This is a genomic window from Chitinophaga parva (assembly GCF_003071345.1).
GTDB lineage: Bacteria > Bacteroidota > Bacteroidia > Chitinophagales > Chitinophagaceae > Chitinophaga > Chitinophaga parva.
Genome location: NZ_QCYK01000002.1, coordinates 1330914 through 1351320, shown reverse-complemented (window position 1 = coordinate 1351320; position 20407 = coordinate 1330914). Strand labels below are relative to the sequence as shown.

Sequence of the window (20407 nt, the reverse complement as noted above, 5' to 3'; positions counted from 1 at the left end):
AATAATATTTTTGCTACCTTGTCAGAATATTAAATAAATAAATATGAAGAATAACTGGCTGAAAGTGGCGTTGCCGCACTTCGTAGCTGCGCTTATCTTACTGCTGATAGCTGTTATCTATTGCAAACCCGTACTATCTGGCAAGGTGCTCAGCCAGAGCGATAATATCCAATGGCAGGCCACTGCCAAGGAATCCATGGATTACAAGGCAAAACACGGCATTACCCCACTATGGACCACCAGCATGTTTGGTGGTATGCCCACTTACCAGCTCTCCGCAGAATCGCCCTACCGCCAGTTAGACTGGATCCAGCACATCTTTTCGCTGGGACTGCCCAAACCGATGGCTTACTTCTTCATGGCAGGCCTGGGCTTCTACCTGCTTTGCGTGGTGCTGGGCGCCAGTCCATGGGTAGCATTACTGGGCGCTATCGGCTATGCCTATTCTTCGTATGACCCGATCATCGTGGCCACCGGCCACGACTCCAAGATGCTGGCCCTCAGCTACCTGCCGGCCGTGGTGGCAGGCCTCATGCTGATCCTGCGTAAAAAATATGCGCTGGGTGCGGGCGTAATGGCCCTGTTCCTGGACTATTTTGTGGCAGCAAACCACCTGCAGGTCACTTACTACTTCTTCCTGGTGCTGGGCGTTATCTGCCTGGTATTTGCAGTGTACAACATCATCGCCAAACAATACAAACATTTGTTCATCAGCGCAGCACTGATCATTGCCGCCGTTGGTTTTGCCATTGGCTCCAATGCCATGCTGCTGTGGACCACTTATGAATATTCAAAAGCATCTAACCGCGGCGGAGCCTCTGAACTGACACCTGTAACCGCAGATGCAAATACAACAGATGCCAACGCAGCCCCTGCCAGCAAAGACACCCGCGACCGCGAGTATGCTTTCAACTGGAGCTATGGCCTGTTTGAGACTTTTACGTTCTTTGTGCCCAATGTAAACGGGGGCGCCAGCGGTGGTGAGCTTTCCCCGGGCTCCAACACCTATGAAGCCCTGAAGGCCATGGGTTATCCCGATGCGCAGGCAGAGCAGGCCCTTGCCCACATTCCCACTTACTGGGGCGACCAGCCCTTCACTTCCGGCCCGGTGTACCTGGGTATTGTGATCTGTATGCTGGCCATCATGGGCTGGTTCCTGGTGGATAGCTGGCATAAATGGTGGCTGCTGGCCGTAACCATCTTTGGTATTTTCCTGGCCTGGGGCAGCAACTTTAAATTGTTTAACTACTTCCTGTTCGATCATCTTCCTTTCTACGATAAGTTCCGCGCGCCCTCCCAGGCACTGGTCATCCCCCAGCTGGCAGTGGCTATCATGGCGGCATTGGGCCTACAGGCGCTGATTTCCGCCAAACCTTCTCCGGAACTGTGGACCAAACTGAAACGCAGCTTTTACGTAACCGGTGGTATCCTGGGCTTCCTGCTGCTGGCTTCCTTCATGGTATCTTATTCCAGCACCAATGACGCCCAACTGGCACAACAGGCCGGCGAGCAACTCATGCAGGCCATCGTAAAAGACCGCCAGTCCCTGTTCCGCAGCGACGTATTCCGCTCCATTATCTTTGCAGCCCTCGCCGTTGCAATGATCTGGTTCTACTACAACGGAAAACTGAAACGCAATTACCTGCTGGGCGGCCTGGTGGTCATCACGCTGATAGACCTGCTGGGCGTGGACCTGCGCTACCTGAGCGATAAGAACTACCAGGACGCGGCCACGTATTCAGCTAACTTCCCGGAAACCTCCGCAGACCAGCAGATCCTCCAGGACCCGGATCCTTACTACCGCGTACTCAATCTCACTACCGATCCCTTTACAGACGCCTTTACCTCTTATTATCACCACTCCATTGGTGGTTACCATCCGGCAAAGCTGCAACTGTATGTGGACCTGATTGACCGTCAGCTGCGCAAGAATAACATACACGTGCTGAACATGCTGAACACTAAGTATGTGATAGTACCCGGGCAACAACAGCCCGGCCAGCAGCAACAAGCCGCAGCGCCGGTGGCACAACGTAACCCCGAGGCACTGGGCAATGCCTGGTTTGTACAGCACATCATCTGGGCCGACAACGCCGATATGGAAATGAAAACACTGGACAGCCTGGATACAAAGACCACCGTAGTGATCGACAAGCGCTACAAGGCAGACGTGACCACCCCGCCCGCCAGCGCCGCGGACTCTACGGCCAGCATCAAGTTGATCAGCAATGACCTGAACAGCATTTCCTATACGTCCAACACCAGCACACCGCAATATGCCGTGTTCTCCGAGGTTTATTACAAGGCAGGCTGGAAAGCCTTTATTGATGGCAAGGAAACGCCCTACAGCCGCGTGAACTACCTGTTGAGAGGCATGTCTGTGCCAGCTGGCCAGCATAAGATCGAATTTAGATTTGAACCGGCCTCTTACTACACCGGCAGCAAGATCTCCATCTTCAGCTACGCGGCTACCCTGGTGGTCGTGATCATTGGCCTGGTGCTGGGTTTCCGTGGTAAAAAGAACGATCCCCAGCCCGCATGATCCGTGTACTGGGCATAGCGCCTTATAAGATACTGCCCGCCAGGAATGGAGGCGAACGGTACATCACATCGTTCTTCGCTGCCCTGGCGGGCTTTTGCAAGCTGGAAGTGGTGTCTGTGCGCAGGAACGAAGCGCCGGCGTTGCCCTACACCCTGCACCGGCTATTTTCAGATAGCCCTACCCGTTATATCAATCCCCTCAACGTATTTAAACTTGCCCGGCTGGTAAAGCAGCAAAAGGCACAGGTAGTCTTGCTGGAGCACCCTTACATGGGCTGGATGGCAATACTGCTAAAGCTGTTCACGGGTGTGCCTTTCGTGGTACAATCCCATAACATAGAAGCGCAGCGCTTTAAGACCATTGGGAAATGGTGGTGGCGGGGCCTGGCAATTTATGAAGGCTACATCCACCGCAGGGCCGCATTCAGCTTCTTTATTACCCAGGCGGACGCGGATTACGCCATCACCCATTATGGTGTACACCCATCCCGCGCCAGCGTGGTCACCTTTGGCATGGAAGCCCCTGAAATAAAGGACAGGGAGCGTTACCGGCAGCAACTGCTGACCGCACATAACCTGGCACCGGATACCTTCATTTACCAGTTTAACGGCGCCCTGGGCTATCCACCCAATGCAAATGCCGTGCAGCATATCGTTGCGGATGTTCTGCCCAGACTATCCCAGCGGGCAAGCTTCCCCTTCGTAATACTCATTTGTGGTGGCAATCTCCCGGGGCACCTGCAGCAAGCCATTGCGGCAACAAACGGGAAAGTGATTTACACCGGCTTTGTAGCAAGCATTGAAGATTACCTGCTCGGCTCCGGTATGTTCATCAATCCTGTGATGACAGGCGGCGGCATCAAAACCAAACTGGTAGAGGCCATTGCAAACGGTCTCACGGCCATCAGCTGTGAAAGCGGGGCCACCGGCGTACCCGCAACAATAGCCGCCCCCAAGCTGAAGGTAGTGCCAGATCATGACTGGGATGCTTTTGTAGCCGCCATGTTGCAAACACAGGACGCCCAAACGCCCGTGCCTGAAAGTTTTAAGACTTATTTCGATTGGAAAAACATTGCCCGCGAAGCAGCGGGAAAGCTGGAGCATACCGCTCACAACACCTTGTAAAAATGCGGTTTGCCACGTATGATCTCAGGCGTTAATGCCCACATCTTAGCCACATTTACCGCCAGCCCCCAGGCGGAGCCCCAGTACTGGAAAGGGTTTTTCAGGTGAAACAGGTTATCAAAAAAGCTGCAGATAAAGAACACCGGCACATCCCAGGTATAATTCAGCAGCAGGATCAAATACCACAGCACACCATACTGCTTGCGCACCCGCAAGTGGTTAGAGAGGATGATCTGCAGGCCTTTCCGGTCAAAGATGCCATGGTAGCCTTTATCCTGGGTCTTAAAAGTAGCGTTGGCCGTTTCTCCCTGCAGGTGGGTTACAAACAAGTCGCCAAAGATGGCCAGCTTACCGGCCTTGCGCAGGCGGCTGCACCATTCTGTTTCCTCCGCGTACAGGAAAAAATCTTCGTCCAGCAGGCCGGTTTGGGGCAGCACGCTGGCCTTCACCATCAGGTAGGCCCCATTGATCCAGTCTACTTGCTGTACAGTGCTGGCCTGTAGCACATTGGGCACTTTGGTTTTCATGGCATAGCCCAGTGCACGGATGAGGCCACCCCAGTAAGGCAATGGCAGCAGGTGATTGAGCCCTCCTTTCATGAAGTAATTGCCGGAGATCTGAGGTGTGCCGTCTTCGTTGAGCAACTGCACCCCGCAGGCCACCAGGTCACTTTCTGCGAAACGCGCCACGCATTTATCCAGTGCTCCATCCAGCACCAACGTATCAGGATTAAGCAGCAATATGAATTCCCCCTTTGCTATGCGGATGCCCGCATTATTGGCCCGTGCAAACCCGGCGTTGTAGCCCATTTGCAACCATTGCACTCCGGGGCAGGCAGCCTTAATAGTAGCCTCACTGGCATCGCCGGACTGGTTGTCCACCACGATGATCTCGTAGGCAACCTGCTTCGTTTCCCGCTGGATGGAGCGGACGCAATCCACGATGAGCGCGGCACTCTTATAATTGACGATGATAATGGAAAGCTGCATCAGGCGCGTTTACGGAACAAAAATGAAAGGGTCATCAATAACTTGGACACCGGCCCTATGCGCAACACGGACAAGGGGAACACCCGCTGTCGCTGCACGATCTGCAGCACGGTGGGCGGTATGGGTACGGCCAGGCGGCTTACCTGCAGGTCTGCGGCGTTCCTGATCTCCAGGTTGCGCATGTTGCGCCAGAAAAAATCATAGACATAAATATTATTGAGCGCTTTTACGCCGCGTTTTTGCAGCAGGTAAAAGTTTTCCGGGATCTCCACTTCACGGTTGCGGAAGCAGTCCTGCGTGATCTGCTCCTCTCCTATGCCCACATTCACCAGCACCTCATCAATGTATACAAAACGCGGGTTGTGGGTCAATACTTCCATGTAAAAATTAATATCCACTACCCAGCGGGTTTGCACATCATAGCGGTAAGCCGGCTTGTTGCGGTGCATGATCACACTGGGCGGGCCAATGAAATTGGTCTGGAACAGGTTCACCGGGTCTTCCTGTAACAGTTGCTGATAAAAAGCGCTGCAGTGTACTTCTTCTGTGCGGCCGGTGGCCAGGTATTGATTGCGGTAAGCGCTGAAAACAAGATCGGTGTCCGGGTGGGCGTCCAGGGCTGCTGTCATCTTTTGCAGGGCCAGCGGGCTTTCCAGCCAGTCGTCATCATGGAGGATCTTGATGTAGTCACCCTGGCATTTGTCGTACGCAGTGTTCCAGTTGGCCGGCATTCCATGGGCCGGGGTGTTCTTAAAATAACGGATGGGCAGGCGCTGGCTGTATTCATCTGCCACCTGGCGCACGCTGTCATCCGGGCTGTCGTCCGTGATCACCAGCTCCCAGCTTTCCATTTGCTGGAGCACCAGGGAATCCAGTGCCCGGCGCAGGAAAGCGGGATTTTTATAAGCGGGTATACATACAGAAACTTTCACGTTGTGTTATCCTTTTTTGAGCCGTTGCCAGGCCGGGAAAATAAAAAATTTAAAGCCTTCTTTCCACAGGGCGGGTGTTTGAACCACCTTGTTGAGCCTCAGCCACCGCCGGCGCAGGGTGCCGCTGATAGGCTCCTTTAGCAGCCGGTTGAGCCAGAAATGCTGTACGGCCACTTCCGTGCCAGCCGGCGCGGTATCTATGCTGGTGGGCAAAGGTACGGTATTCCACTCCTGGTGGAAACGGATGGCATTGGAGATCCAGGCATCGCCAAAGTTACCTTTTGAAAAGTGCAGCAGGTCTACGTCATATACATTAGCCACGGTGAAGTGCTGGCTTACACGCAGGCTGAAGTCGATGTCATAAAAATGGAAGCCCGGGATGCTGCTGCTGAAGCGCACCTGCTCCCACACGGACTTGCGGGTGCAAAGCCATACACCATCCAGTGTCTTTACGGGCACGCGCATGTCTGCGGCATCGCCGGGGTGTAGCCATACCCTGGCGGGGGCTCCGCCGGGCGTGGATTGCAGCACATTGCAGCAATCATACTGGGGGCGGCCGCTGGCCCAGCCGGAAAGCACGGCGCTTTTGTACCGGCTGCCCGCCAGGCCAATGAGGCCGAGGGTGGGATCTGCCTCAAAATGGGCCAGCACCCGCAGTCCCCAATCCGGTGTATGCAGCTCCACATCATCATGCATGAAGCAGAGCAGGGGATATTGGGCCTGGATGGCGGCATTATTGTACGCGGGGCACATACCGCCCTGGGCCAGGGCATCGGGCACCAGCAGCACTTCGTGCGGCAGGCCAATGGTGGCGGCTACGTGGGCGGCGATGCCGGCGGCACGGTTTCTATCGGGAGCACAGATGATAACGGAGATCATGCAGGAGCGGTGGCTTTTCTTGGTGAAGTTTCAAAAATACAAACTTTGGGGCAGCTGTCCATTTCGCAGATATTGTGTTGTTTTTAACAGTGCGTTGCGACAGTGGCTTCCCCGAATGGTCATTTTTTCCCATCTTTACACGGATTCATAAGCACAGCAATGGGTATTATCAGAAAACAAAGTATTACTTCAACACTTTTTATTTATATCGGTTTTGCCATTGGCGCCATCAACACATTATTATTTACCGGAAAATATTTCACGGAAGCCCAGTACGGGCTCACCCGCGAGTTGTTTGATCTGAGCACGACCTTTTTTGCATTGTCCAACCTGGGTGGTATTTCCATCCTGTACCGCTTTTATCCGTACTACCGCGACCGGCTGCCTCTGCAAGAGCGGGACCTGTTCACTAAAATGCTCATGTTGTCGTTATCCGGCTACATTGTCATTGGCATTTTGGCTTATGTGTTCCAGGGCTTTATCGGGCAATATTTTATTGTGAACTCCCCATTACTGGTACATTACCTCTATACTGTTTACCCCATGACTTTATTCTACCTGCTGTTTTCCATGCTGGAAGCGCAGGCCTGGAACCACTTTTCATCCATAGCTGCCAATTTCTTCAAAGAGCTGGGGCTCCGCCTGCTTACTACAGTGCTGATAGCGCTGTATATTTTCAAATGGATCGATTTCAACCAGTTCATTATTGCCTACTCTTTTTTATACGGCATCATCTTTCTGGGACTACTTTTTTACTTATACCGCAAAGGACAGATCTCGCTTACTTTCAAGACCAGCAAGATCACGCGGCGCATGTATAAAAAGATGATGCCCTTTGCCAGCTTTGTATTTTTTGCCTCTCTGTTCACCATGCTGGCCCGCAATTTTGACGGGTTTATAATCTCCAGCGTTTTAAGCCTCACACAAACAGGTATCTTCAATTTTGCCAATTACCTGACGTCTTTGATGGAAGGGCCCCAGCGCGGACTGGTGTCTGTATCAGTGGTGGTGATAGCGCAGGCGTGGAAAGACAAGGACATGGAGCGCATTGCCAGTATTTACCGGAAAACTGCCCTGAACATGCTGCTTTTTGCCGGCTTTCTTTTTGGCCTGGTGCTGTTAAACCTTCATGCAGCCTTCGAGGTGTTCCACATCAAAGCTTCGTTTTTACAGGGGGAAATGGTACTGGTTTTTCTCGGCCTTACCAAGATGGTGGAACTCGGTACCGGCGTAAATGCCCAGATCATTGCCACCTCCCGTTACTGGCGGGTAGATTTCATTTCCACTGTATCCCTGCTGCTTATGCTCATCCCATTGAACTACATCCTGATCCGGCACTTCGGCATCACCGGTTCTGCCATGGCCACGCTCATTGCTTACTTCTTCTTTAATCTCGTGCGCTATATTTTCATTTGGGTAAAATTTGACATGCAGCCTTTCACCTGGCGCAATGGTGCGGTGCTGGTGATCCTGGCAGTCAATTTTTTCATTGTACGGCTCCTGGTAGATGTATCTAATCCACTCCTTGACATTGCCTGCAAATCAGCCCTGTTTACAGGGTTAAACGCCGCGGTGCTGCTCAGCCTTCACATCTCTGAAGACGCTAATAAATTGTGGAGTATGGGACTGGAAAAAGTAAAAGCAATAATAAGCAGGTCATAGGTCTAGTAAGGGATCTATGATAGCGCGGAACTGGGAGACCACTAGGGTGGGATCTCCATGCAGTGCAAGGCCTTTCCGCATGGCTTGTTTCCCCTTCTGTTCACGGGCGTCCAGGTCGTTGTAAAGGCCCAACAATAGTCGGGCAGCCGCCGCCGCGGTCATTTGGGGCAAGACCCAGCCTGCATCATTCCCCACAAACTCAGGTATGCCGCCGCCGCCGGCAAAACACACGGAAGGCACGCCCATAAATGCGGCCTCCAACACTACCAGCGGGTAAGGATCTTCACGCGAGGAAAGGAAGAACACGTCGAAGGGAATTGTATTGTAGTAGCTATGTGGCAGGGGCCCGGTAAAAACCAAGTGTCTCTGTAATCCTTTATCCATCAACATTTTCCTGTAGCGCGCTTCTTCTTCCGGGGACTCAAAACTACCAATCCAGCAAAAACGGATGTCAGGATTTTCTTTCACAACGGCTGCACAGGTCTCCACAAAAATATCGGTGCCTTTACGCTGGGAAACAAGTCCCATTCCACCTACTACCATGCTTGCATCTTCCAATCCGTAACGCAACCGGAAATCGCCTAAGTAAGCATTGAATGCGGAAGGCATGTGTACCAGCGACATATCCACGGGAAAATAATAATTCAGCGCTTGCAGCCGCTGCTCCGGTACATTCCCAATGGACTGCAGTACCTGCTTCACTTTCAGCGAAGGATAGACAAACTGGCGTGTATGTGTAAAGGTGAGAGCGGCGTCCCCCGTGGGCAGGTAGGCTTTGATCACTTCATCCAGCTCGTGTACATACGTGGCCACGGGCTTTTTGAAGAAGGCCAGCGTTTTAAGCAGCTTCCCGTTCACGATCGTGTTGTTGAATACCAGGTCTATACGGGGCATGCGGGCAAAAAGACGGGCCAGTTGCCAGCGGTTCCTTGCCATATCTCCCAGGCGCTTTAAAATGCCGCCCTTACCATAGCCGGCGGACTTCAATACCATTACCGGGAAATGCCTGGCATACTCTTTTACATAAGGTCCATCCCTGCGCACCACTAGCGTGATATCGACTTCCTCTTTTACCAGCAGCATCAGGTTAAGCAGCAGGATGGGCGCGCCGCTGAAGGAGCCTTCATGCCCGATAAAAAGCAGGTGTGGTTTGCGCTGTGCCAATGCCTTACTTAGTTTTTGTAAATATCACAATGATGTTCCGGCCCTGAATAAATGGCGACACGGCCGCAGTGAGCATCTTATATAGTGGGCGGGGCACGGCAGACATGAGTTTTCCCAGCCAGGGCTTGGTTTCCAGATAATAATCGCGCTGAGCAAGATACCAGATCTTGTATTGGCCCAGCTTATAGTGCAGCCGTTCCACTATCAGTTTGGAAATATGCACATCATAATAACCCGGCAATGCCCGGAATGCCGCTGGGCTCCAATGTCCTGCATGATGGGGAGGCAGGTTGAGCAGGTCCCACTTATTATGCTTGTAGAGATACGGATTGTTGTTAGGCACACCGAAAATAACGCGGCCACCTTTCTTTACTGCCTTGAGACAGGCTTTCAGGAAATCGTCCACGTCGTAAATATGTTCCAATACCTGGAAAGCGCAGAGCACATCGTATTCTCCGGCATGCACATCTGCGTGGGTCTGGATCAACTCATTATGCATATCCAGTCCGTTGGCACGACCGGCTTCAATGGCCTTATCATTTAATTCCAGACCGGTGGCGTGGATGCCCCTTTTACGGAGGATTTCCAGGAAAAAACCATCACCCGCTCCCACTTCCAGTACTTTTTCGCTTGCCTTTACCTGGCTGGCCACATACTGGTGTTCCCATTTTTTCTTGGGATAATATGCTTCATTTTCCCTTTCCAGATCTTCATAAAATTTGCCATCTCCGAAGATGGAAGAGGGGTGAAAAAAGCGGTAACCCGTCTGTTGACATTGATATAACCCTATTTCGTCGATACCTTCAAAAAAACGGCGAACGTCCACTTTTTCGTGTATACGGTATCCTTCAATGATCCTGTCTGTGGGGAAAGTGGTTATCAATTTGGCTTCCTGTTTTGTGATCGGGCTCTTGACCATGATGGGCGCGGATTTAGCAAAGGTATGGTTACAAATATAGAAATGTTGGGCTACAATCGCCCCCCGCCGGCATAGTATTTTTTCCAGTACGGCTCATTCAGGTCACTGATCATCACGCCCCCCGTGGTAGAGGCATGCACAAATTTATCGTTGTCCAGGTAATACCCCACATGACTAACCCGTTTCCTGTAAATGCGGAAAAATACCAGGTCGCCCTGCTGCAATTTATCTTTGCTGGCAATGCGGTTCGTCTGCTCATACAACTGTGCCGCCGTGCCGGAAGTGCTCTGCTGGAACACAGTGGCCAGCAGGATATTCACAAAACCGGAACAGTCTACCCCCGTCTTGTCCTTGCCACCCATGTGATAGGGCGTGCCCCACCACTGGTCTATAAAGCTGTACAACCGGTCATTGGTCATCACTTCTTCCACCGGCACATCCACCAGCTGCGCATATTTGAACTGCCAGGTATGTGCATTTTCAATATACGTGTTGCTGAAGGTCAGCCCACGGTTGATCTGGTGGTCCTCTCCCCTGTTGTAACTGCCTTTATGGCCAGACAGGCGCTCCATCTGCGTGGGCGTGCGGGCCGGCGCCGCGGCCCTGGTAATGGAAGTAGTCTTCTTCGTCGAGGAACAGGCGCTGAGCAGCCACATACTGCACAAAGCCAGCAAACCGGTCCGGGCGAACTTTATCATCATTTTAAATAGTCGAAATTTTCGCAATGTTAGTTAAAAAATCGTACAATGTACAACGTACCGCGTACAACGAGCTTACATTTTGTCATAAAATGCCGGTAATGGATACGGCTACCGTCATTCACACTGGTAGTACGTTGTACGCTGTACACGGTACGTTGTACACCTTTTGTGGATAAATTTTACAATCCATCAATTTGTTATCTGCGCTAACTGACAGACCTTTGGTCGTTGCGGGGCAGATGACAAATGCCTGTGCCTGAACCGACAGAGAAGCATATGAAATTTTCGCACTTACACGTACATACCCAATATTCCCTGCTGGACGGCGCTGCCGACATCAAGGGATTGTATAAAAAGTCCATGGCCAGCGGCATGCCGGCACTGGCCATTACCGACCATGGCAACATGTTCGGTGCTTTCCAGTTTGTAGCAGAGGCCTATAACCATAAGCTTAATCCCGAAGATCCCAAGGACAAACGCCTGAAAGTGAAACCTATTGTGGGCTGCGAGTTCTATCTCGTGGAAAACCGCCACAAGCGGGCCTTTACAAGGGATGAAAAAGATATCCGCTATCACCAGGTACTGCTGGCCAAGGACGAGGTAGGCTATAAAAACCTCATCAAGCTCTGTTCCCTCGGCTACATGGAAGGCCTGTACGGTAAATATCCCCGCATCGACAAGGAACTGATCCTCCAGTACCATGAAGGCCTCATTGCCACCACCTGCTGCCTGGGCGCCTCCGTGCCCAAGGTGATCCTGAAAAAAGGAGAAGAAGCCGGCGAAAAAGAATTTAAATGGTGGCTGGATATTTTTGGCGAAGATTACTACGTGGAGCTGCAACGCCACGGCATTCCCGAACAGGAACAGGTGAACGTGGTGCTGTTGAAGCTTGCTGAAAAATATAATGTGAAGGTGATCGCTTCCAATGACTCCCACTACGTGGACCAGGAAGATGCCAACGCGCATGACATCCTGCTTTGCATCAACACCGGTGAGAAAAAGAGCACGCCCACCATGAAGGAATTCTCGGATGACGAGGCCTCCCCGAAGAACACCCGCTTTGCTTTCTACAACGACCAGTTCTACTTCAAGACCACGGAAGAAATGACGGCATTGTTCCATGACCTGCCCGCGGCGATTGACAATACCAACGAGATAGTGGATAAAGTGAAGCTGCTGGACCTGAAGCGCGATATCCTGCTGCCCAACTTCCCCATTCCCAAAGAATTCTTTACACAGGACCACTACCTGCGCCACCTCACTATGGAAGGCGCCCGCGCCCGCTATGCGGAGATCACGCCGGAAGTGGAAGAGCGCCTCAACTTTGAGCTGGATGTAATTGAGAAAATGGGGTTTGCCGGTTACTTCCTCATCGTGTCGGACTTCATCAAGGCCGGGCGCGACCTGGGGGTGTTCATTGGCCCGGGGCGTGGCTCTGCGGCGGGTTCCGCGGTGGCCTATTGCATTGGGATCACCAATATCGACCCTATTAAATACAACCTCCTGTTCGAACGTTTCCTTAACCCGGAACGCAAGAGCATGCCCGATATTGACACGGACTTCGACGATGAAGGCCGCCAGAAGGTAATTGATTACGTAGTACAGAAATATGGCAAGAACCAGGTAGCGCAGATCATCACCTACGGTACCATGGCCGCCAAGATGAGCATCAAGGACGTGGCCCGCGTAATGGACCTGCCCCTGCCCGATTCCAACGGGCTGGCCAAGCTGGTACCGGACAAGCCGGGCATCCAGCTGGACCGCATCTTCAACGCCCCGCTGGAGGGTGAAAAAAGCCTGGCCGATAAGGAAGGCCTGGGCGGCGAAGACATTGAAAACGTAAAAAAACTCCGGGAGCTGATCAAAGGCGACGACCTGCAGGGCGAAGTACTCCGCGAAGCCTGTGTACTGGAAGGCTCCGTGCGCAACACGGGCATCCACGCGGCGGGTATCATCATTGCCCCCCAAGACCTGCACGACCTCATTCCCGTGAGCACGGCCAAAGACTCCGACCTGCTGGTAACCCAGTTTGAAGGCAGCATTATTGAAAGTGCCGGCGTTATCAAGATGGACTTCCTGGGCCTCAAAACCCTCACCATTATTAAGGGTGCGCTGAATATGATCAAAGCGAACTACGGCGTGGAAATAGACATCGACTATATCCCGCTGGACGATCCCAAGACCTATGAGCTGTACCAAAAAGGCGAGACCAACGGTACATTCCAGTTTGAGTCGCCAGGTATGCAGAAATACCTGCGTGAACTGAAGCCCGACCGTTTTGATGACCTCATTGCCATGAACGCCCTGTACCGCCCCGGGCCTATCGAGTACATCCCCACCTTCATCCGCCGTAAACACGGCCTGGAAGTGACCACGTACGATATCGATGCCATGGAAGAATACTTAAGCGATACCTACGGCATTAACGTATACCAGGAACAGGTAATGCTGCTCAGCCAGAAACTGGCCGGCTTCTCCAAAGGCGATGCGGACGTACTGCGTAAGGCCATGGGTAAAAAGCAGAAAGCCGTACTGGACAAAATGAAATCCCAGTTCATGGCCGGCTGCGCCGAACGTGGGCATGATACCAAGGCAGCGGATAAAGTTTGGACGGACTGGGAAGCATTTGCCTCTTATGCGTTCAACAAATCCCACTCTACCTGCTACGCACTGGTGGCCTACCAGACGGCCTATCTCAAGGCCCACTACCCGGCCGAGTATATGTCTGCGGTATTGAACAACGCCAGCAGCATTGAAAAGATCACCTTCTTCATGGAAGAGTGCAAGCGTATGGGCATCGAGGTATTGCAGCCGGATGTGAATGAATCGTTCAAAGGCTTTGCGGTGAACAGCCGCGGCGCCATCCGCGTGGGCCTGGCCGGCCTCAAAGGCGTGGGTGAAGCAGCCATCGAGAACCTGATCGAGGAGCGCACAAAAGGCGGCCCTTACACCTCTATTTTCGACATGATCAAGCGCGTGAACCAGCGCATGGTGAATAAGAAATCACTGGAAGCCATGGTAATGTCCGGTGCATTTGACTGCTTCCCGGCCCTGCACCGCGCCCAGTACTTCCACAAGCCGGAAGGGGATACGATGACCGGGCTGGACAAGATCGTAAAATTTGGCAACCAGGTGGCCGCCGGTGGCACCACCGTGGGCAGCCTCTTTGCCATGGATGACATGCCCGCCGTGGAGCCGCCCAAGATAGCCCCCTGCGATCCCTGGCCGCTGATCATAAAACTGAACCATGAGCGGGATGTGACCGGCATCTACATTTCCGGCCACCCCCTGGACGATTATAAATTTGAGCTGCAGCACTACAAAATGGATCCCATCCAGAAGCTGCTGGACTACCAGGCAGAGATCACCACACCGGGCAGTACCGGCGGGCGCAGCCGGGAGCGCAATTTCCGCCTGGCGGTATTTGTGACCAGCGCGGTGGAACGCATTTCCCGTAACAACCGCCAGTTTGGCGTGCTTACCGTGGAAGACTACTCCGGCAAGTTTGAATTTGCCCTCTGGAGCGAAGACTTTATCCGTTTTTCCTCCTACATGAAAACCGGCCTTTGCCTGTACATCAACGGGGGCTTTAAGTCCAAACGCTTCAATGAGAATGAATACGAGTTCAAGATCAACGGCATACAGTTGCTGCAGGAAGTGAAGAAAACCCATACCAAAAGCGTGGTGCTGGTAACCATGCCCAAGCTGCTCACCAAGAGCACGGTAGACTTCCTGGTAGACAATGCATCCCGCCATCCTGGCAGCGCAGAGCTCTTCATACAGCTGATAGACCGGGACGATAACCTGGCCATTAAATTGCATACCTTCAACAGGCACCTGGAAATGAATGATGAATTAGCATCCTTCCTGGGGAAGCAGCGGGACATCGATACCTATATAGAGATTCTCAATAGGTAGCCGGTCAAAAATGCAGTACCTTGCATCACGGTTCGTTATTTGTTATAACTTACACACGGAAAAATCAATAAAGCAAACAATAAAATAAATCATATGGCACTCGAATTCACAGACTCAAACTTTCAGACAGAAGTGTTAAGCTCTGAACAGTTGAGCGTAGTAGATTTCTGGGCAGAATGGTGCGGTCCCTGTCGCGCAATCGGTCCCGTAGTTGAGGAACTGTCTAAGGACTATGCTGGCAAAGTAAAAGTTGGCAAAGTGAACGTAGATCAGAACCCGCAACTGTCTGTTGCTTACGGTATCACCAGCATTCCCGCTATCCTGTTCATTAAGAACGGCGAAGTGGTGGATAAACAAGTAGGTGCTGCTCCCCGCTCCGTACTCGAGAAAAAAATACAGGCTCACCTGTAAGAGATATAAAGCTGGATGTAATATCAACTGGAGAACGCAGGCCGCAATGCCTGCGTTTTTTCATGCAGGCTGTTACAAAAAAGCAGGTCACACTAATGACCTGCTTTTTTATTTTATGCCAATGCGGCTGCGTTATTTTACCAGCGCCGTTCGGAGAAAAGGCATTGGCAATACCAGGATAAGTCACTTCTTTTGCCCCTCTTTTCCCTTTCTGGATTTCCGCCCTGCCGCCACCGGACCATTCGCCGCCGGCACCCTACCCCGCACCACGATACTCGTATCCGCCCCACAACCAAAACCATCCACCAGGTGCACCGTATAAATACCCGCCGGCAAATGCAACAACACGGTATCCTTCACCGGCACCTGGTCCCAGGAAATATCATAAGGCGGCGTACCACCGCCAGGGCGCAAGGCGATGCGGCCGTTATGCAAACTGGTCTCATCTCCCACCACCGGCGAAAAATGCAGGGGCGCACGCCCGCTCACCGTAACCTGCAGCGTATCTGCACAAAAATCACTCTGCACAATAACGGTATGCTGTCCTGCAAAAACATGGCTGAATACATTGTTGGACCGCGCCGCCTGCCCATCCAGCGCAAAGGTGAAAGGAGGCGTGCCGTGGTCAATATTTACCTGGATGGAGCCATCGTCGCTACCCGGGCAACGCGCACCACTGACCATGGCAGAGGTAAGCAATGTACGCTCCGGGAAACCCTTTACGGTAAAGGGCTCGGGGGCAGACAGGCATCCCAGGCTATCCCGCACCCGGAATACATAATCACCCGGCGCCATGCCGGGAAAAAGCGGGCCACGGGTAAAAGCGCCACCTTCCAGGGCAAAGGCGTAAGGCCCGCCGGCGCCCCCGTCCGGGTGCAGGGTAAGCGTGGCAGAAGCATGTTTACAGTCAATGGGCCGGCTGGTAATGCCCAGTTCCGGCCTTGCGGCGGCATGCACCTGTCGTATATTGCTCACGTGCACTCCCAGGCTGTCCGTAGCATTTACCTGGTACTGGCCTGCATTTGCGATGATACTTTCCGTGGTATCACCGGTAGACCACTCGTAGCGCCGGAAACCGGTACCTGCGTGCAGCAGGATGACCATGCCCGCGCAGATAGTGGTATCATGGCCAATGAAAAGTGGTGCCGGTGGTGCTGCCGGTGTTGCAACTGCAACAGCAACCTGGCTGGAATCCGCTACAGCAGACAATTGCAGCTGCTCCTGCGGTTTCATATACATCGTATCCCGGCTTCCTGCTGCTAAGACGTTGCTTGCGCCGGTGGTATCCACTTTGTTAACACCAGGTGTATCCAGGGTTGTATTGTTTTCCGGCACCACGGTCGTATCACCCGCTATCCCTTCGCGCGCAGCGCGCCCCAGATCATCTGCGCCACCCATCCCGCGCCCATGCGCGGAAAGCGCCTGCTCACCTGTTTCAAAAAACATCCCCGAAAGTAAGCCGCAAACTAAAATAGCCTTCCAAAGCGTTATATGCCCGTCTGAATGCATGTAACAATTTTTTTAAAAACCCTTTACCACCACAAATATTAATTTTATTTAATGAATATCAAAGCCCTGTGTAAAAGCATTGGCCGCAACAAAACCATGATTTGTCCTGTTTAGGCTTTTATGCTGAATACATTTTATATTATTGCAACAAAATGCTGCTTCTTTAGCCATTCTACCATCTACTAAAACCCTTACCGAATTGCGTCGATACTTATTTCTTTTCCTGGCGATCCTCTGTGGAACTGAGGCCATAGCGCAAAGACGCTGCGGTACGGATGAAGCCATGCAACATTTGTTTGCACAAAATCCCAAGCTGGAAACGGCTTACAAGCAGCAGCGGCAAGCCTTGCTACAGCACCTGGCAAACATGCGCAACCTGCGCACCACGGCCGTGCCCAGCACCATCACGGTGCCGGTGGTCATCCATATCGTGATGCCGGATCCCAGCGTGATCACAGACCTGCAGGTAGCCCAGCAAATGAAGGTGTTGAACGAGGATTTTGCCGGGGACAATGCAGATACCGCCGCAGTGCCCGCCGTCTGGAAACCCATCATCGGGCATACCCATATCCAGTTTTGCCTGGCCCAGCGTACGCCCAATGGGGATCCGGCTACCGGGGTGGTAAGGGTGACCAGCAGCCACGCCCCCTTTGAGGTATCCACCGCCGCCCAGGATGTGAAATACACCAGCACCGGTGGTTCCGACGCATGGGACAGCGACAGCTATTTCAATATCTGGGTATGCCAGCTTGCCTCCGGCAACCTGGGCGTAGCCACCCTTCCCGGTGCCGGCTACCCGAAGGAAGAACAGGGCATTGCGGTGGACTATACCGGCTTTGGCACCAGTGGCACCGCGGAAAGCCCCTACAACGGCGGCCGCACGGTAACCCATGAAACAGGTCATTACTTTGGCATGCACCATATCTGGGGCGATGATGACGCGGATGGCGTGGCCCGCTGCACCGTGGACGATGGCATTGCAGATACGCCGCCCCAGGGCAAGCGCACCTTTGGCTGTCCCGGCTTCCCGATGACGGACCTATGTTCCCCCACCTACCCTGGTATTATGTTCATGAACTACATGGACTATACGGACGATGCCTGTATGCACCTTTTTACCGCCGGCCAGGCTACTGTGATGGATGGCGTATGGCAGTTGCAGCGCGCTTCCCTGATCAACTCACAGGGCTGCCAGCCGGTAAACCTGCTGGCCAATGACGCCCAGGCCTTTGCCCTGCTGGGGCCCATGGACAAGGTGTGCGACAATGAAGTAGCCCCCACCCTCATCCTGAAGAATAAAGGCACCACTCCCCTGCAATCCGTAAAAATATCCTACCGCATCAATAACAGCGCTCCCGTAACCTATAACTGGACCGGCAGCCTGGCGTCCCTGGCTACTACGGTAATAACACTGCCCTCCAGCGTGGTGGATACCGGCCATTTTACGTTTGATGTATATACCGACCTGCCCAATGGCGTAACAGACCAGGACCATAGCAACGACACCGCCCATGGCAGTTTCCATTATGATGCAGACGGTACCTACCCGCTGGTGGAAGGTTTCGAGAGCGATGATTTCCCGCCCGGTGGCTGGAAGATCAATAACCCGGATAATTCCTTCACCTGGGAACTGAACCGGGATGTAGGCCACAACAGCGCCCATTCCGTGGAAATGCGCAACCTGGGTTATGCCAGCAATGGCCCGGTAGATGAGCTGCTTACATCGGTATACAATGCACCGGCCAGCACTGATTCCGTGTTCCTGTTTTTCGATATCGCAGCCGCCACCACCTCAGACATCCATGGTACCAATACTTACTGGGATACATTGCAGGTACTGGTCACCAAAGACTGCGGCCTCACCTACGAGACCACACCTTACAAAAAAGCCGGCGCCACCCTGGTAACCCGCCAGACACCGGTGAACGGCGAGTTTACGCCTACCCTGGCCAGTGACTGGCGCCGCGATTCCATTGATCTTACAGCACTGGTAAGGGGCAGCCGCTACCAGGTAGTGTTCCGTAACATCACCAACTATGAGAACAATATCTACCTGGACAATATCAACCTGGTGACCAAAGCGGTGAACCCGCTGCTCCAGGAAAAAGGCATGCTCTACTGGCCTAATCCCACGAACGGGCCCGTTACCATTGGCTTCTACGAGATCCCATCCGACCTCCAGAACTTTGCGGTCTACGATGGTTCCGGCAGGCTGATTATGACCCGCAGCGCCGGCGATATCGGGGCCAACAACCGCATTACTTTTGATTTGGCAAATGAGGCAAATGGTGTTTACTTTGTGAAACTTATTTACCGGGATCGCAAGAAGACCATTAAAATAGTGAAAGTAAAATGACGACTAGCCAAGCCTCCCCCTCAATTGAAGCGCTGCTGCAAAGACCCTCACTGGATGCGGGCCTGAAAGCTGTAGCCGAAAAAGTGCTCAGACAGGAAAGATTAACGCCGGAAGACGGCCTGCTGCTGTTTGAAAAAGCCGACGTAGGTTTTGCAGGCGCCCTGGCCAATCACGTGCGGGAGCGCATGCATGGCGACAATACCTACTTTAACCGCAATTTTCATATTGAACCCACGAACGTCTGCATCTTCACCTGCAAATTCTGCTCCTACTCCCGTCTTTACAAGAACAAGGAAGAGGGCTGGGAACTAAGCATAGACCAGATGCTGGACATCGTAAAAAAATACGATGGGCAGCCCGTTACCGAAGTGCACATCGTAGGTGGGGTGCACCCGAAAATGAACCTGGACTTCTTCTGTGAACTGATCAGCAAGATCCGCGCCCACCGCCCGGACCTACACATCAAGGGCTTTACCGCCGTGGAACTGGATTACATGTTCCGCAAGGCAAAGCTGACCATTGAAGAAGGCATGAAGAAACTCCACGACGCGGGCCTGCAATCCATGCCTGGCGGCGGTGCGGAGATCTTCCACCCTGATGTACGCGCGCAGATCTGCCATGATAAGGTAGATGCGGATGGCTGGCTGGCCATTCACCGTGCGGCGCATAACCTGGGTATGCATACCAATGCCACCATGCTGTATGGCCACGTGGAAACCTACGCCCACCGCGTAGATCACATGGAGCGCCTGCGCCAGCTGCAGGATGAGACCCATGGTTTCAACACCTTTATTCCCCTGAAATTCCGTAATAAGGATAATGAAATGGCCCACATACCGGAGGTTTCCGTGATCGAAGACCTGCGCCTGTATGCCATTGCACGCCTGTATATGGATAACTTCCCCCACCTGAAAGCCTACTGGCCCATGCTGGGACGCCAAACCGCGCAGCTCACCCTCTCCTTCGGGGTCAATGACCTGGACGGGACCATTGATGATACCACGAAGATCTATTCCATGGCGGGCGCGGAAGAACAACACCCTTCCCTGAACACGGCCCAACTGGCCATGCTGATCCGCCAGGCCGGCCGCAAGCCTATTGAGCGCGATACGCTGTATAACGTGGTCAAAGATTACAGTGAGGAAGTGTTTACCGACGCAGAGTTGCTGGGTGCATCAAAGAACTAGGTTCAGTAAGATTTTTTCGAATAAATTTTGGAGTAAAGCGCCTGGCAATTGCCGGGCGCTTTACTTTTTACAGGTGCTATCAACTAATAAAAGCGGCCGTCCCTGTTTTCCGGG

Annotated in this window: 14 protein-coding genes; 7 read left to right on the top strand and 7 right to left on the bottom strand. The window is 52.8% G+C overall.

Features of this window, described 5'->3' with window-relative positions; all coding sequences use genetic code 11:
* Positions 1–43: 43 nt before the first annotated feature.
* Together DCC81_RS15800 and DCC81_RS15795 are read left to right on the top strand one after the other, a co-directional pair.
* Positions 44–2542, top strand: a complete 2499-nt coding sequence (locus DCC81_RS15800) for a YfhO family protein (protein ID WP_108687567.1) — start codon at positions 44–46, stop codon at positions 2540–2542.
* Positions 2539–3666 (top strand): glycosyltransferase, encoded by a 1128-nt coding sequence (locus DCC81_RS15795; protein ID WP_108687566.1) that lies wholly within the window; start codon positions 2539–2541, stop codon positions 3664–3666. Before DCC81_RS15800 ends, DCC81_RS15795 begins: the two co-directional genes overlap by 4 nt.
* On the opposite strand, the gene DCC81_RS15790 is transcribed toward DCC81_RS15795, so the two are convergent.
* The 3 genes from DCC81_RS15790 to DCC81_RS15780 are packed head-to-tail and all read right to left on the bottom strand — an operon-like array spanning position 3651 to position 6466.
* A complete protein-coding gene (locus DCC81_RS15790; RefSeq protein WP_108687565.1) occupies positions 3651–4655 on the bottom strand; it encodes a glycosyltransferase family 2 protein in 1005 nt (334 codons plus the stop codon). The genes DCC81_RS15795 and DCC81_RS15790 overlap by 16 nt on opposite strands.
* Entirely contained in the window at positions 4655–5587 is a 933-nt protein-coding gene (locus DCC81_RS15785; protein ID WP_108687564.1) for a glycosyltransferase family 2 protein, read from the bottom strand. The genes DCC81_RS15790 and DCC81_RS15785 overlap by 1 nt, the downstream gene beginning before the upstream one ends.
* Before the next feature lie 6 nt (positions 5588–5593).
* Entirely contained in the window at positions 5594–6466 is an 873-nt protein-coding gene (locus tag DCC81_RS15780) for a glycosyltransferase (protein ID WP_108687563.1), read from the bottom strand.
* 159 nt (positions 6467–6625) lie between these two features.
* On the opposite strand from DCC81_RS15780, the gene DCC81_RS15775 reads away from it, so the two are divergent.
* A complete protein-coding gene (locus tag DCC81_RS15775; protein ID WP_108687562.1) occupies positions 6626–8128 on the top strand; it encodes a lipopolysaccharide biosynthesis protein in 1503 nt (500 codons plus the stop codon).
* On the opposite strand, the gene DCC81_RS15770 is transcribed toward DCC81_RS15775, so the two are convergent.
* From DCC81_RS15770 to DCC81_RS15760, 3 genes are read right to left on the bottom strand one after another with little or no spacing between them, the layout of a single operon-like run.
* Positions 8123–9292 (bottom strand): glycosyltransferase family 4 protein, encoded by a 1170-nt coding sequence (locus DCC81_RS15770; protein WP_108687561.1) that lies wholly within the window; start codon positions 9290–9292, stop codon positions 8123–8125. The genes DCC81_RS15775 and DCC81_RS15770 overlap by 6 nt on opposite strands.
* 4 nt (positions 9293–9296) lie before the next feature.
* Positions 9297–10211 (bottom strand): class I SAM-dependent methyltransferase, encoded by a 915-nt coding sequence (locus DCC81_RS15765; RefSeq protein ID WP_108687560.1) that lies wholly within the window; start codon positions 10209–10211, stop codon positions 9297–9299.
* A gap of 50 nt (positions 10212–10261) precedes the next feature.
* Entirely contained in the window at positions 10262–10912 is a 651-nt protein-coding gene (locus DCC81_RS15760) for a C40 family peptidase (protein WP_108687559.1), read from the bottom strand.
* A gap of 276 nt (positions 10913–11188) precedes the next feature.
* On the opposite strand from DCC81_RS15760, the gene dnaE reads away from it, so the two are divergent.
* Together dnaE and trxA are read left to right on the top strand one after the other, a co-directional pair.
* Positions 11189–14830 carry a DNA polymerase III subunit alpha gene (gene dnaE, locus DCC81_RS15755; protein ID WP_108688271.1) on the top strand — a complete coding sequence of 1214 codons (3642 nt, stop codon included), beginning with the start codon at positions 11189–11191 and terminating at the stop codon, positions 14828–14830.
* Between the two features lie 93 nt (positions 14831–14923).
* Positions 14924–15241, top strand: a complete 318-nt coding sequence (trxA, locus tag DCC81_RS15750) for a thioredoxin (RefSeq protein WP_108687558.1) — start codon at positions 14924–14926, stop codon at positions 15239–15241.
* Positions 15242–15424: 183 nt separating this feature from the next.
* Here trxA and DCC81_RS15745 read toward each other — a convergent pair whose 3' ends face one another.
* A complete protein-coding gene (locus DCC81_RS15745) occupies positions 15425–16687 on the bottom strand; it encodes a SprB repeat-containing protein (protein WP_165806607.1) in 1263 nt (420 codons plus the stop codon).
* A 262-nt stretch (positions 16688–16949) separates the two neighbouring features.
* Here DCC81_RS15745 and DCC81_RS15740 point away from each other — a divergent pair, with 262 nt between their 5' ends.
* Both DCC81_RS15740 and mqnE read left to right on the top strand, forming a co-directional pair.
* Positions 16950–19106, top strand: a complete 2157-nt coding sequence (locus tag DCC81_RS15740; protein WP_133177680.1) for a zinc-dependent metalloprotease — start codon at positions 16950–16952, stop codon at positions 19104–19106.
* Complete coding sequence (mqnE, locus tag DCC81_RS15735; RefSeq protein ID WP_108687555.1) at positions 19103–20293, top strand: aminofutalosine synthase MqnE; 1191 nt, start codon at positions 19103–19105, stop codon at positions 20291–20293. Before DCC81_RS15740 ends, mqnE begins: the two co-directional genes overlap by 4 nt.
* Positions 20294–20407: the final 114 nt, after the last annotated feature.

Bases quoted from the DNA above. Each gene is read 5' to 3' on its own strand.
- DCC81_RS15800 (WP_108687567.1), top strand. From the start codon at position 44: ATGAAGAATAACTGGCTGAAAGTGGCGTTGCCGCACTTCGTAGCTGCG.
- DCC81_RS15795 (WP_108687566.1), top strand. From the start codon at position 2,539: ATGATCCGTGTACTGGGCATAGCGCCTTATAAGATACTGCCCGCCAGG.
- DCC81_RS15790 (WP_108687565.1), bottom strand. From the start codon at position 4,655: ATGCAGCTTTCCATTATCATCGTCAATTATAAGAGTGCCGCGCTCATC.
- DCC81_RS15780 (WP_108687563.1), bottom strand. From the start codon at position 6,466: ATGATCTCCGTTATCATCTGTGCTCCCGATAGAAACCGTGCCGCCGGC.
- DCC81_RS15775 (WP_108687562.1), top strand. From the start codon at position 6,626: ATGGGTATTATCAGAAAACAAAGTATTACTTCAACACTTTTTATTTAT.
- DCC81_RS15765 (WP_108687560.1), bottom strand. From the start codon at position 10,211: ATGGTCAAGAGCCCGATCACAAAACAGGAAGCCAAATTGATAACCACT.
- DCC81_RS15760 (WP_108687559.1), bottom strand. From the start codon at position 10,912: ATGATGATAAAGTTCGCCCGGACCGGTTTGCTGGCTTTGTGCAGTATG.
- dnaE (WP_108688271.1), top strand. From the start codon at position 11,189: ATGAAATTTTCGCACTTACACGTACATACCCAATATTCCCTGCTGGAC.
- trxA (WP_108687558.1), top strand. From the start codon at position 14,924: ATGGCACTCGAATTCACAGACTCAAACTTTCAGACAGAAGTGTTAAGC.
- DCC81_RS15745 (WP_165806607.1), bottom strand. From the start codon at position 16,687: ATGTTTTTTGAAACAGGTGAGCAGGCGCTTTCCGCGCATGGGCGCGGG.
- mqnE (WP_108687555.1), top strand. From the start codon at position 19,103: ATGACGACTAGCCAAGCCTCCCCCTCAATTGAAGCGCTGCTGCAAAGA.